This is a genomic window from Rhodococcus sp. ZPP (assembly GCF_017656075.1).
In the GTDB taxonomy this organism is placed as follows: domain Bacteria; phylum Actinomycetota; class Actinomycetes; order Mycobacteriales; family Mycobacteriaceae; genus Rhodococcus_F; species Rhodococcus_F oxybenzonivorans.
This window is the reverse complement of record NZ_CP058638.1, coordinates 1,900,850-1,914,434: the sequence shown is the minus strand read 5'-3', so window position 1 is coordinate 1,914,434 and position 13,585 is coordinate 1,900,850. Positions and strand designations below refer to the sequence as shown.

General features: G+C 67.2%; 13 protein-coding genes. 12 read left to right on the top strand and 1 reads right to left on the bottom strand.

Features of this window, described 5'->3' with window-relative positions; genetic code table 11:
• The first annotated feature begins 97 nt into the window (after positions 1-97).
• From HYG77_RS09060 to HYG77_RS09005, 12 genes are all read left to right on the top strand, one after another.
• A complete protein-coding gene (locus HYG77_RS09060; protein ID WP_109327503.1) occupies positions 98-289 on the top strand; it encodes an antitoxin in 192 nt (63 codons plus the stop codon).
• A 106-nt stretch (positions 290-395) separates the two neighbouring features.
• Positions 396-2,024, top strand: a complete 1,629-nt coding sequence (locus tag HYG77_RS09055) for a Na+/H+ antiporter (protein ID WP_208962461.1) — start codon at positions 396-398, stop codon at positions 2,022-2,024.
• Positions 2,021-3,259, top strand: a complete 1,239-nt coding sequence (locus HYG77_RS09050; protein WP_208962460.1) for a lipase family protein — start codon at positions 2,021-2,023, stop codon at positions 3,257-3,259. The genes HYG77_RS09055 and HYG77_RS09050 overlap by 4 nt, the downstream gene beginning before the upstream one ends.
• On the top strand, positions 3,256-3,621 hold the full coding sequence (locus HYG77_RS09045) for an MmcQ/YjbR family DNA-binding protein (protein ID WP_208962459.1): 366 nt from the start codon (positions 3,256-3,258) through the stop codon (positions 3,619-3,621). Before HYG77_RS09050 ends, HYG77_RS09045 begins: the two co-directional genes overlap by 4 nt.
• The gene (locus HYG77_RS09040) at positions 3,618-4,781 is read left to right on the top strand and encodes a histidine kinase (RefSeq protein WP_208962458.1); all 1,164 of its coding nucleotides are present in this window, start codon (positions 3,618-3,620) and stop codon (positions 4,779-4,781) included. The genes HYG77_RS09045 and HYG77_RS09040 overlap by 4 nt, the downstream gene beginning before the upstream one ends.
• Before the next feature lie 33 nt (positions 4,782-4,814).
• Positions 4,815-5,627, top strand: a complete 813-nt coding sequence (locus tag HYG77_RS09035; protein WP_244373565.1) for a LytTR family DNA-binding domain-containing protein — start codon at positions 4,815-4,817, stop codon at positions 5,625-5,627.
• A complete protein-coding gene (locus tag HYG77_RS09030) occupies positions 5,612-5,983 on the top strand; it encodes a hypothetical protein (RefSeq protein ID WP_109327514.1) in 372 nt (123 codons plus the stop codon). The genes HYG77_RS09035 and HYG77_RS09030 overlap by 16 nt, the downstream gene beginning before the upstream one ends.
• Before the next feature lie 7 nt (positions 5,984-5,990).
• A complete protein-coding gene (locus HYG77_RS09025) occupies positions 5,991-7,748 on the top strand; it encodes a cation acetate symporter (RefSeq protein ID WP_109327516.1) in 1,758 nt (585 codons plus the stop codon).
• 187 nt (positions 7,749-7,935) lie between these two features.
• Positions 7,936-8,298 carry a DUF485 domain-containing protein gene (locus HYG77_RS09020; protein WP_109327518.1) on the top strand — a complete coding sequence of 121 codons (363 nt, stop codon included), beginning with the start codon at positions 7,936-7,938 and terminating at the stop codon, positions 8,296-8,298.
• Positions 8,295-9,929, top strand: a complete 1,635-nt coding sequence (locus HYG77_RS09015; RefSeq protein ID WP_208962456.1) for a cation acetate symporter — start codon at positions 8,295-8,297, stop codon at positions 9,927-9,929. Before HYG77_RS09020 ends, HYG77_RS09015 begins: the two co-directional genes overlap by 4 nt.
• Before the next feature lie 66 nt (positions 9,930-9,995).
• On the top strand, positions 9,996-10,427 hold the full coding sequence (locus tag HYG77_RS09010; protein ID WP_109327522.1) for an SRPBCC family protein: 432 nt from the start codon (positions 9,996-9,998) through the stop codon (positions 10,425-10,427).
• A gap of 87 nt (positions 10,428-10,514) precedes the next feature.
• Positions 10,515-12,788: an ATP-dependent DNA ligase gene (locus HYG77_RS09005; RefSeq protein ID WP_109327524.1), complete on the top strand. Its 2,274-nt coding sequence runs from the start codon at positions 10,515-10,517 to the stop codon at positions 12,786-12,788.
• 13 nt (positions 12,789-12,801) lie between these two features.
• Here HYG77_RS09005 and HYG77_RS09000 read toward each other — a convergent pair whose 3' ends face one another.
• Positions 12,802-13,431 carry a hypothetical protein gene (locus tag HYG77_RS09000; protein ID WP_244373563.1) on the bottom strand — a complete coding sequence of 210 codons (630 nt, stop codon included), beginning with the start codon at positions 13,429-13,431 and terminating at the stop codon, positions 12,802-12,804.
• Positions 13,432-13,585 lie beyond the last annotated feature (154 nt).

The following is a 13,585-nucleotide window of genomic DNA, read 5'->3' as shown; positions in this document are numbered from 1 at the left end:
CGTTGGCGTCCCCGGCTCGATGCTGTGAGACTGGGTGCGCTGCGAGTGTTCGATCTCGCGCAGACGCTATGTGCGCAAGCACAGAGGAGGAAGAACGATGAGTTTTGCCGACACACTGAAGGGCCTGCTGGGCAAGGGGAAGGCTGCGGCCTCGCAGAACGCGGACAAGGTTCACGGCGCCATCGACAAGGCTGCCGACATCGCGAACAGCAAGACCGGTCGCAAGTACAGCGACAAGATCGACAAGGCTGCCGACGCGGCGAAGAAGGCAGTTCCTCCGAAGGAGTGACCGCCCTTCCCGCCAGAACTGTCCGGGCCCCGGTTCTCGAACCGGGGCCCGGACGCGTCCGCGGTGATGAGCCGCGATCTCGGGGCGGGCACGGCACAATCGAACTGTGAACGGCGTCCTCGTACTTCTCGTCATCATCGCGGCCATCGCGGTGACGAGTCTCGCCAAGCGCCGCGATCTGCAGCCGCCCCTCGTTCTGGTCACGATCGGCGCGATCGCCTCCTTCATTCCCGGCCTTCCGCGCCTCGAACTCGACCCCGAGGCCATCCTCGGAGTAGTGCTGCCGCCGCTGTTGTACTCGGCGGCCCTCAAATTCTCGGTGGCCACCTTCCGTCGCCACCTCGGGCCGATTCTGCGGCTCGGCATCTTCACCGTGCTGGCCACGGCATTCGCCGTCGCGTTCTTCGCCTCGTGGTTGTCGCCCGAGCTGACGTTGGGCGCCGCACTGGTACTCGGGGCGGTGGTGGCGCCGACGGACGCGGTCAGCGCTGTCGCCGTCGGCCGCCGGCTGGGGCTGCCGAATCGGGTGATCGCCATTCTCACCGGTGAGGGCCTGGTGAACGATGCCACCGCTCTGACACTGTTCGCCGTGGCCGTCTCGGCCGTGGTCGGAACGGATGTACCGGTTCACCCGGTGTTGTTCTTCGCCTACGAGGTGATCGGTGGAGTGCTCGTCGGGCTGGTTCTCGCCAAGATCGTCGAGTGGGTGCGACGCCGCATGTACGACTCGCCACTGGAAACGGTCCTGGGGCTGATGCTTCCCTTCGCGGCGTACCTCGCCGCCGGGCAGTTGCACGCCTCCGGCGTTCTTGCGGTGGTCACGGCCGGATTCCTGATGGGCCACAAGGCAACCGACGCCTCGGTCTCCACCCGTATCCAGGAGCGGTCCCTCTGGGAGAGCGTCGATCTCGTGCTCGAGATGTTCGTGTTCGCCTACATGGGGTTGCAACTCAAGTTCGTCATCGTCGACGTCCGCGACAACGGATTGCCGGTGCACCACATCTTCTTCTACGGGTTCGCGGTCCTCGTCGTGGTGATGGCGGTGCGGCCGGCGTGGATACTGCTGCACCGGTTTCGCCGCCACATCGGCCTGGTGGTGCGTACACCGGGCGACACGGTGGAACTCGGCTGGCGCGAAAGCCTAGTCGTGTCGTGGGCCGGCATGCGCGGAGTCGTCACCATCGCGGCAGCGGCGGGGATTCCGATGACGGTTGCGAGCGGAGCGCCTTTCCCGGGCCGGGAAGTCATCCAGGCCATCGCCTTCGTCGTCGCGGTGGGAACACTGCTCATCCAGGGCGCCACCATGCCGTTGCTGATTCGAATGCTAGATCTGGCAGATCCCCTCGAACGTCAACGGGAAGAGGAACAGGTGAAGCACGCGCGCACCATTTCACGCGAGGCGGGCGAACGGTTTCTCGACGACTGCGCCGAGCATCCGCCCTCGGGAATCGACTCGGCAGGGGTGACCGACATTCTGTCGCGGGTACGCCGGTCGATGCGGGCACGCCTGCAGGCCGAAGAAGCGGAAGAGCCCGGCGAAAAGGTTCGGGCCGGCGTGGTGTTCGACGACATCCGCCGGGCAGCGCTGCGTGCGCAGCGGCAGGCGTTGATCGATGCCCGTGATGCGGGCAGTCTCGACGACGAGGTGATGCGTACCGTATTGGAAAGCCTCGACGTGGAAGAGGCTGCAGCAGAAGAGCGGGTCCGACGGCGTCGAGAATGGGGTGCGCGATGACAGGTCTGTCGAGGCGGCGTGCGGGATGGCCCGTGATCTTCGCCCTCACCGCGGTCGTGGTGCTCGCAGCGTGTGGCGCAGACGGGGCGACCGTCCCGCTGCCCTCCGCCCCCGCAGCGACCTCCACCCCCGCGTCGCCGCCGGCCCCCACCGGGGACGACCGCGGCGCGCTCACCGCGCAGACCCCCGTGGCCGACATCGACCCGGCGATCACGAATCTCGGCGCTACGGCAACCCGCGTCGTCTATCGGTCGACGTCGGGGGTCGACGGGGCCGGTACCGAAGTGGTGGGCACCGTGTTCACACCGGCAGGACCCGCTCCCGAGGGCGGTTGGCCGGTGGTCACGGTGGGGCACGGCACCACCGGAGTCACCGACGACTGCGCGCCGTCGGCCTCACCGACGCTGTCGGGCACCACCGGACTCGTCGTGCCGCTCCTGCAGAGGGGGTATGTGGTGACCGTCAGTGATTACCAGGGCCTCGGTACCGACGGCCCGCACCCCTACCTCGAACCCGTCACCGCGGCATACAACCTCATCGACGCCGTCCGCGCGGCCCGCAATGTGGTGCCCGAGGCATCGACGCGCTGGGCGGCCCTCGGGGTTTCCCAGGGCGGTCAGGCGTCGTGGGCGGCGGCCGAACACGCGGACGACTACGGGGACGGGCTCGAATTCGTGGGTTCGGCCAACCTGTCGCCCGCAGCTGATCTGTCGGGCATCATGGCGGAGGGAACCGCAGCCCCGTTGTCGTTGCCTCAGAAGATGATCCTGCCGTATCTGCTCGAGGGACTTTCGGTGCTCCATCCGGACCTCGATCCGGCGGACTACATGCGCGGCGCGCTCGCCGACAATCAGGAGATCACACTGTCGTGCGTCACGGCGAGACTCTCCGAGAAGTGGACTGTGGCAACCCAGCTCACTCCGGAGGACACCGGACCGCGTACGGAGGCCGCCGCCGAACGGATGAATGGCTGGCTCGAGGAGATCGCGCTGCCACGGGAGCGTGCCGAAGGCCCGATGCTCGTCGTGGTCGGTGAGCGAGACAATCTCATTCTGCCGCAGTGGACTTCGGAAGCCGTAGACAAGGCGTGTGCGCAGGGCGACGTCATCGAGTTCGAATCCCGACCCGGGGAGGGTCACGCCGACGGACGGGCCGTGCCCGGTGCCGTGCAATGGATTGCCGACCGCTTCGCCGGTGAGCAGGCGCCGAACACCTGTGACGGCGGCGCACGGTGAGCGAATCGGTGATCGACCGACTGCGGGCGTTGTGCCTGGCGTTGCCCGAGGCGACCGAACGCGTCAGTCACGGAGAACCCTCGTGGTTCGTCCGTCGGTCACCCCAATTCGCGACTCTGGCAGACCATCACCACGACGACCGCTTGTCCTTCTGGGCCGCCGCTCCCGCAGGCGCGCAGCAGGACTGGGTTCGGCGCGACGAGGAACGCTTCTTCGTGCCGCCGTACGTCGGCGGGCGCGGGTGGGTAGGCGTGTACCTCGACGTGCCGCAGGATTGGCGCGACCTCGCCGACATCGTGGAGGAGGCCTACCGCACCGTGGCCCCGAAAACGCTGATCGCTCGACTGGACGCCGGAGAATGAGCCGTCGCGGGCTGCTGCAGTGGTTGCGGGCGAGGCAGGAGCTGACCACACCCACCGAACGAGCGGTCCACACCACCCTGCACACGGCGTCGCTGGCGGCCGGATCGTTGCGGCGGGGACTCGACGAGACTTCGGCGCAGGAGGCGGCGCCGCATCTGCGCCTGCTTACGGGCGCCCAGGCCCTCGCGATCTTCGATGCCGCCGGACACCTCCTCGCCTGGAACGGCCCCCACGAGGCGTTGGCGGAACAACTCCACGATGCGGCGAGCCGGGCGGTCGACGGTGAGCGCCGGGTGCTCGTCGCCTACGGCGGACTGCTTCGCAGCGCCGGTGACCACGGGGTGCGGGCGCTGATCGCCCAGCCCCTGCTCATCGAGGCCACCGGCGTGGTGGGAGTGCTCGGGGTGGTCACCACGGAGGACCCGGGGCCCGGCATGCTGGGCGCCGTCACGGAGGTGGCCCGGTATGCGTGCAGTCAAATCGAACTGGCCGATCTGGATGCGTCTCGCGCGCGACTCGACCGCGCCGAGGTGCGGGCGCTGCGCGCACAGATCAGCCCGCACTTCATCTACAACGCGTTGAACACGGTGGCGTCGTTCGTGCGCACCGATCCCGACCGGGCCAGGGAACTGATCCTCGAGTTCGCCGATTTCACCCGGTATTCGTTCCGGTCGGCGGGGGAGTACACCCTGCTGGCGGACGAACTCCGCAACATCGACCGTTACCTCACCCTCGAACGCGCCCGATTCGGTGACACCCTGGCCGTCACCCTGCAAGTGGCCCCCGAGGTGCTCAATGTGGTGCTGCCGTTTCTCGCGCTGCAACCGCTGGTGGAGAACGCGGTGCGGCACGGCATCTCCGGCAAACCCGAGGGCGGCACCGTCACCATTGTCGCAGCCGACGAGGGTACGGACTGCGTGATCAGCGTGGAGGACGACGGAATCGGGATGGACCCGGAACTGCTGCGGTCGGGGTCGCTCGACGCGGTCGCCGAGTCGTCCGGCATGAAGGAGGCGGCGCACGTCGGGCTCGCCAACGTCGACGACCGGCTGCGCGCCGCCTTCGGCAACGACTACGGGCTGGTCGTGGAGACCGCGCCCGGGGCGGGCACCAAGGTGAGCATGCGCGTTCCCAAGTTTCGGCAGGGGATCCGCCCGTGACCCGGCGGGGTCCGTGCGAAAATCGGTTCCGTTGTGAATGACACTGACGACATGGCCCCCCGAGCGTCCGGAAGCGATGCGCCGCTCACCGTGCTGGCCGTCGACGACGAGAAACCCGCCCTCGACGAGTTGGCGTTCCTGCTGCGCGCGCAGGATGCCGTCGGGGAAATCCGCACTGCAGGGGAGGCCACGACGGCGCTGCGCCTCCTCCGGGACGGGAACATCGACGCCGTGTTCCTCGACATCAACATGCCGGGACTCGACGGCCTCGAACTGGCCGGAATCCTGTCGAACTTCGCGTCGCCTCCACCGGTCGTGTTCGTCACCGCACACGACGACCGGGCTGTGGACGCGTTCGACCTCGGTGCCGTCGACTATTTGCTCAAACCGTTGCGCGAGGAACGTCTCGCCGAGTCCGTGCGGCGGATCGTCGAAGGTCGGCGGCGGCGACAGGAACCCGCCGCACCGGGGGCGGTGTCCGACGAGGTGATCCCGGTCGAGCTCGGCGGCGTCACCACTCTGGTACACCGTTCGTCGGTGGAGTGGGTGGAAGCCGACGGTGACTACGCGCGACTGCACACCGCCGACCGTTCACATCTCGTGCGCATCCCGATCTCCGCGCTGGAGGCACGCTGGGCCGATGCCGGTTTCCTCCGCGTGCACCGTTCCTACCTGGTGTCCCTGCCGCTGGTCACGGGAATTCGCACCGTCGGCAACGGCCTCGTCGTCTGTCTACGCCCGCACGGTGATCTGCCGCCCGTCGAATTGCCGGTCAGTCGACGGCACACGCGAATTCTCAAGGATCGCCTGGTCCGGGCACCGAAACAGTCATGGACCGCGCGATGAGCTCGCCCGAACGGGTTCGAGTGGTGCTGGCGCAGCGGCGTGGGGCCCGCATCGTGCGTACCCGTGTCGAGGTCCAGGAACAGACCGAGGTCGGGGACGCCATGATCCGCGGGCTCGTCCGCGCCCAGCTGTGGCTCGCTGTCCGGCTCGCCGTCTTCGCCGCGGGTCTCCTGTGCGCGGTACCGGTTGTCCTGCTGTCGTTCCCTGCGGTGTCGGAGGCCACCGTGCTGGGAATTCGCCTGCCGTGGGTGGTGCTCGGCGCCCTGGTGTATCCGGTGCTCCTGACGACCGGGTGGGTCTACATTCGGCAGGCCGAGCGCAACGAGCAGGAATTCACCGAACTCGTGGACGACTGAGCACGCCGTGACCACCGACCAGCCGATTCCCTGGCTCACGTTGGCCGGTCTGGCGGCGGCGGCCGTCGCCACCGTGGCCATCGGCATCTACGGCGTGCGGTTGGCCCGCACCACCTCCGACTTCCTGGTCGCCTCGCGTAGCGTCGGCCCGCGCTGGAACGCCGCCGCGATCTCCGGTGAATACCTCTCGGCCGCATCCTTTCTCGGAGTCGCCGGGCTCATCGCCAAGTACGGTGCCGACGCCCTGTGGTACCCGATCGGGTTCACGGCCGGATACCTGGGCCTGCTGCTGTTCGTCGCGGCGCCGCTGAGGAGGTCGGGGGCCTACACGGTGCCCGACTTCGCCGAGTTCCGGCTCGGCTCGGCTCGGGTTCGTACCCTCGCCATGATCGTCGTCGCCGTCGTCTGCGCGCTGTACCTCGTCCCGCAGTTCCAGGGGGCCGGCCTCACCCTGAACATCCTCCTCGGCGTCCCGAGCTGGGTCGGAGCGGCGGTGGTCGGGGTCATCGTCATCGCCAACGTGGTGGGCGGCGGCATGCGGTCCGTCACCTTCGTGCAGGCGTTCCAGTACTGGCTCAAACTGACCGCGGTCGCGATACCGGGGCTGGTGTTGTCGGTGTACTTCTTGGCCGACTCCCACGAGTTGGGTGCACTCGCACCGCCCACCGTCGACGAGCAGACCACCGTCGACATCACCACCGACGTCGTCGTGCAGGTTTCGGCTCCCGTCACGGTCGGGGGGTCGGGAACGATCGACGGAGTGGAGAACTCGGAAGATGTCACGCTCGCACCCGGTGAACACCATCTCGGCGAGGGCACGTCGATGATCCTCGAAGCGGGGTCGCCCGTACCCGTCGTCGCGGGCGCACCGGCCGACAACTCCGACTGGATCACGCCCGGATGGGGTTTCGGGGGCGGGCACCCGACATATCAGGTGTATTCGCTGATCATTGCCACATTCCTCGGCACGCTCGGGCTTCCGCACGTCCTGGTCCGGTTCTACACCAATCCCGACGGACGGGCGGCGCGGTTGACGTCCCTCGCCGTCGTCGGACTGCTCGGGGTGTTCTACCTGTTCCCGACGCTGCTCGGCGTGTTCGCGCGGTTGTACGTGCCACAACTGCTGATCACCGGCACCTCCGACGCCGCGGTGCTCCTGCTGCCCGGCTCGGTGTTCTCCGGTTGGGGGGGTCAGCTGCTGGCCGCGCTCGTCGCCGCCGGTGCGATCGCCGCCTTCCTGTCCACGTCGTCCGGACTGCTCGTGAGCATCGCGGGGGTCCTCAGCACCGATGTGCTGCGCGGACGGGTCCGCGACTTCCGGATTGCCGCGACCCTCGCCGGGGTGGTGCCACTGGCGCTGTCGTTGGCGGTGACGTCGCTCGACCTGTCCCGAACTGTCGGCCTGGTCTTCGCGGTCGCAGCGTCGACGCTGTGCCCCTTGCTGGTCCTCGGCATCTGGTGGCGCGGACTCACTGCGGCCGGGGCGGGCGCCGGGATGACGGCCGGGGGACTCGTCGCCGGTACTGCCGCAGCTGTCGTCGTGGTGGGCGGCGTCCCCGACGACATCGCCGCCGGCTGGCCCGCCGCGATGGTCGCCTACCCTGCTGCGGTCAGTGTGCCGCTGGCCTTCGCCACGATGGTGCTGGTGAGCAAGATGACGAAGCGTCAGATCCCCGCCGACCTCAGCCGGATCTTCACCCGCATGCACGCCCCCGAGCGCCTCGGTGTCGGCTCCGACCGCGAGAGGGAGCTCCGCTCCCCGTGAGTGGTTGACGAGTCTCTGCGCCCCTCGGGCACGCACGAGGGTGAGGCCGCTCGTCGCGGTCGGGTAACCGTTCGGCGCACACTCCGACAGTTCGGCGTGTGACTGCCGCCACACTGTGTTGTTGTGACTCACCTCTCAGTACCGTCAATCTTCAGTTCACTTCATGCGTGCGACCAAGGAGCCAGCAGTGACCACAGCCGATATCAGCGAGGGAGCGTCGCAAAAGCGGCGCACCCCTGATGCGCAAGCTTTCCTCGATATGCAGGCGAGTCCCGAGTTCCAGGAGTTGCGGCGCCGCCTCCGTAGGTTCGTCTTCCCCATGACGGCGTTCTTCCTCGCCTGGTATGCGGCGTATGTGCTCCTGGCCACCTACGCGTCCGACTTCATGGCTACCAAGGTGCTCGGCAACATCAACCTCGGCATCATCCTCGGTCTCGGGCAGTTCGTGACCACCTTCGCGATCACCGCCCTGTACGTGCGGTTCGCCAACCGGGAACTCGATCCCCGATCCGCCGCCATCCGTGAAGAGCTGGAAGGACCCGTCAAGTGATCACCACCCTCGCGGCCGGTACCGACGTCGGCAACCCGCTCCTCAACATCGCGATCTTCGCGGCCTTCGTCGTGATCACGATGACCATCGTGATCCGTGCGAGCCGCACCACCAAGAAGGCCTCGGACTTCTACACCGGTGGCGGTCAGTTCTCCGGACCGCAGAACGGTTTCGCCATCGCCGGCGACTACCTGTCGGCGGCGTCGTTCCTCGGTATCGCGGGTGCCATCGCGGTGTACGGGTACGACGGATTCCTGTATTCGGTGGGCTTCCTCGTCGCCTGGCTGGTGGCTCTGCTCCTGGTCGCCGAACTCCTCCGCAACACCGGCCGATTCACGATGGCGGATGTGCTGAGCTTCCGGCTGAAGCAGCGCCCGGTGCGCATGGCCGCGGCGCTCTCCACGCTCGTCGTGTCGCTGTTCTACCTGCTCGCGCAGATGGCAGGCGCCGGCGGACTCGTCGCGCTACTGCTCAACATCGACGGCAAGGTAGGCCAGGCCATCGTTGTCGCCGTGGTCGGTGCGCTGATGATCGTTTACGTGCTCGTCGGTGGCATGAAGGGCACCACCTACGTGCAGATGGTCAAGGCGGTGCTGCTCGTCCTCGGTGCCGGTGTCATGTTCTTCCTCGTCCTGTTCGCGGTGCGCGGCAATTTCTCGCAGCTGCTCGCCGACGCGCAGGCCACGGCCGCCGGTTCCACGAACGAGGCGATCGCGGGCCGTGACATGCTCAGTCCCGGTGCCAAGTACGGCATCAGCTCGATGAGCAAGCTCGACTTCATCTCGCTCGGTATCGCGCTGGTGCTGGGAACCGCCGGCCTTCCGCACGTCTTGATGCGGTTCTACACGGTCCCCACCGCCAAGGAAGCTCGCCGCTCGGTCACCTGGGCAATCGGACTGATCGGCGCGTTCTACCTGTTCACGCTGGTCCTTGGTTACGGCGCCGCCAAGATGGTCGGACCGGACGCCATCCTCGCCGCGCCCGGCGGTGAGAACGCGGCCGCGCCGCTGCTCGCATTCGAACTGGGCGGCACCATCTTCCTCGCAGTCATCTCCGCGGTCGCGTTCGCGACCATTCTCGCAGTGGTCGCGGGCCTGGCGATCACGGCCTCGGCATCGTTCGCCCACGACATCTACGCCAGTGTCATCAAGCGCGGTAACGCGTCCGAGGAGTCGCAGGTACGGGTGTCGCGCATCACCGTCGTCGTGATCGGCGTCGTGTCGATCATCCTGGGCATACTCGCGATGGGGCAGAACATCGCGTTCCTGGTGGCGCTCGCATTCGCCGTCGCCGCTTCGGCCAACCTGCCGACGCTGCTGTACTCCCTGTTCTGGAAGAAGTTCAACACCACAGGTGCGCTGTTCAGCATCTACGGCGGCCTCGTCAGCTGCCTCGTGTTGATCATCTTCTCCCCGGCGGTGTCCGGCAAGAAGTCGTCGATGTTCCCGTCCGCCGACTTCGACTTCTTCCCGCTGGCCAACCCCGGCATCGTGTCCATCCCGCTCGCGTTCCTGCTGGGCGCCGTCGGCACCTACATCGGTCGCAGCAAGGCGGAGGATCCCGCCAAGCAGGCGGAGATGGAGGTCCGTTCACTCACCGGTGTCGGAGTGGAGAAGGCGGTCTCGCACTGATCCCCCTGTGAGTACTTATTAACCGCCCGCGGTTAATAAGTACTCACAGGCGGCTAGGCTGCAGCGATGGCGAAACTTACGGTCGAGACGGACGTCCCGCTGACTCCCCAGGACACCTGGGACAAGGCATCGAATCTGCAGGAGTTCGACAAGTGGTTCGTGGTGCACGACGGCTGGCGCAGCGAGCTTCCCGAAACGCTCACCACTGGTACGGTTCTCAGCTCCGTCGTCACTGTCAAGGGGCTGCGGAACCGGGTGAAGTGGACCATCAAGGAGTACGACGCTCCGCGGCGACTTGTACTGAAGGGTGACGGCAAGGGTGGCGTGAAGCTCGGCCTCACGCTGGAAGTGAAGGCGAAGGGTGGCGGCTCCGAGGTCGTGTTCACCATCGAGCTGGGCGGCGCGCCGCTGTTCGGGCCCATCGGCTCCGGTGTCGCGAAGGCATTGAAGGGCGACATCGAGAAGTCGCTGCAGACGTTCGTGGAGCTGTACGGCTGATCGACACACCTGCCGGACCCGGAATCGGAGCGAGGAAAATCCTTCCGCAGCGCACAATATGTATGTATTGACGGCGGAAGGGTGTCGATGGCGAGCACGGGAACCCGGCAGGTGACGGTCGACGGACATCGGCTGTCGCTGACCAACCTGGACAAGGTCCTCTACCCCGAGTCGGGCACCACCAAGCGTGAGGTGATCGAGTACTACACGCACATCGCGCCCGCGATGATTCCCCACATCCTCGATCGGGCCGCCACCCGTAAACGTTGGCCGAACGGCGTGGAGAGCGACCCGTTCTTCGAGAAGAACCTGGCCGCTTCGGCCCCTGCCTGGCTGGAACGACGGGCCCTGGAACACTCCGACCGTTCCGTGCACTATCCGATTCTCAACTCTGTGGCGGCGCTCGCCTGGGCGGGTCAGCAGGCCGCGCTCGAAATCCACGTGCCGCAGTGGCGATTCGACGGGTCGCGGCGCGGACCGGCCACCCGGATCGTCTTCGACCTCGACCCGGGACCGGGCGTGGGTCTGCCGGAATGCGCCGAGGTTGCCCGCGCCGTCCGGGACCTCGTAGCCGAGCTCGGCTGGACCGCCTTCCCGGTGACGAGCGGCAGCAAGGGCATTCACCTCTATGTGCCCCTCGACCGGAAGTTGGAGGGGTCGGGGGCGTCGACCGTCGCGAAGCAGGTGGCGACGGGCCTGGAGAAGCTGATGCCCGACCTGGTCACCGCCACGATGGCCAAAGCGGTTCGCGCCGGGAAGGTGTTCGTCGACTGGAGTCAGAACAATCCGTCGAAGACGACCATCGCGCCGTACTCGTTGCGGGGACGACCGCAGCCGTTGGTCGCGGCGCCGCGCAGCTGGGACGAACTCGACGATCCGGAGTTACGGCAGTTGAGCTTCACGGAAGTGCTCGAGCGGTGGGAGACCGACGGTGACCTGCTGGCCGATCTCGACCCGCCGTGGGAGAACGACGCGACGCTGGCTGACTATCGCCGCAAACGCGACCCGAGCCGAACCCCGGAACCGATGCCGGACAAGGTCAAACCCGGTGCGGGCAACAGTTTCGTCATTCAGGAACATCATGCCCGGCGCCTGCACTACGACCTCCGGCTGGAGCGCGAAGGAGTGCTGGTGTCGTGGGCGGTGCCGAAGAATGTGCCCACCTCCACCGGTGAGAACCGGTTGGCCGTCCACACCGAGGACCACCCGCTCGAATACCTGACCTTCTCGGGCACCATCCCCAAGGGGGAGTACGGCGGCGGAACCATGACGATCTGGGACACCGGCACGTACGACGTCGAGAAGTGGCGCGACGACGAAGTGATCGTGCAGTTGCACGGCGAGCAGGTGGAGGGTCGTTTCGCGCTGATCCGCACCAAAGGTGACCAGTGGTTGATGCATCTGATGAAAGACCAGTCGACCGGGGAATCGACATCCGCCGAACTGCCACGGGATCTTTCACCGATGCTGGCGACGCCGGGCACCCTCGACGGGCTCGATCCCGACGAGTGGGCTTTCGAAGGAAAATGGGACGGCATCAGAGTGATCGCCGAGATCGGTGGGGGAGAACTGCGTCTGCGCAGCCGGGCAGGTAACGACAAGACCCGCGACTATCTTGGATTGGGCTGGCTTGCAGACGCTCTCGCCGACCACGACGTCGTCCTCGACGGTGAGGTGGTCGCCTTCGATCGGCACGGAATCACCAGTTTCGGCCTGCTCCAACAAGGAAACGACCCCCACTTCCTGGCGTTCGACGTGCTGTACCTGGACGGTGTGTCGTTGCTGCGGAAGAAGTACACCGACCGCCGTCGGGTGCTCGAAGCCCTCGCCGCGAAGGTCGACGACCTCGTGGTGCCGCCGCAGCTACACGGTACGGCGGAGGAGGCGCTGGAGGAGAGTGGCCGCCGCGGTTGGGAAGGTGTGGTGGCCAAACGTCGTGAGTCCGTGTACTTGCCGGGAAAGCGTGGGTCGAGCTGGATCAAGGTGAAGAACTGGCGGACTCAGGAAGCGGTGATAGGAGGTTGGCGGCGCGGGCAGGGCGGCCGTTCCCGGGGGATCGGTTCTATCCTTCTCGGAATCCCCCAGGACGGCGGACTGCGCTACGTGGGCCGGGTAGGTACCGGATTCACCCAGCGCGACCTGGAGGAACTCGCATCCACCCTCGGCCCGCTCGAGACCGAAACCAGCCCCTTCGTCGACGACCTCCCGACCGCCGACCGTAAAGGTGCGGTGTGGGTGGAACCCACTCTGGTGGGGGAGGTGCGATTCATGGAATGGACCGGCGCCGGACGACTACGACACCCGAGCTGGCGTGGGTTGCGGGAAGACAAGCGGCCGGCGGATGTGGTGGACGAATCGTAGCGCTCCGATCCACTTACTCGCCGACAGTCGTTCCTCCCACGGACCCGCCCACTCCACCGGGGGCCTGCGGAACGCTCGGCGGCCGGGGCTTCGGTCCGCCACCGGCCGGGAAGGGATCGGTCGCGGGCGAGAGGACTTCGTCGTCGATCTTCCCGGGGAAGGGGAACGGGCGCTTCGGCGGCTTGACCGGATCCACCACGACCGGCGGTTCGACGACTGGCGGTTCGACGACTGGCGGTTCGACGACCGGCGGTTCGACGACCGGCGGTTTGGCGACGGGCGGCTGTGCGATCGGGGGAATCACGACTGGGGGTGCTGCGACCTGGGGTACCCCGACCGGCGGCGCTACGACCTGGGGTGCTGCGACCTGGGGTGCCGGCGCGAAGACGATCGGTGGGACGACCTCCGGTCCGGGAGCCGCGACCTCGATATCGGCCGCCGCAGTACCCGGATCCACCGCGACGGCACCGGGCACAGCAGCGATGCCGGGAAGAACTCGCTGCTGCGAGTTGCTCCTGTCGGACGTCGGTGAGGGTGCGCCGTCGATGTGCCCGCCGGCGAGGAGGACGACTGCCGTCCCCACGAACGAGAAGGCAATGGCGGCGGTGGTGCCGAGTGTGATGCGGGTTGCGGTGGTGGTCACGGTGTAGGCCTCCGGTGGGTAGGGGGTGTGCCGGGCTGATGACTCAAGCGTGCGCTGAAGACGAACGCCGCGACAGCGACCCCAGGGTGAGGATCCACCACCCCGTGCGCGGGCAAACCTGCACAGAATCTTCACAGGCTCTGACGGGGATCCG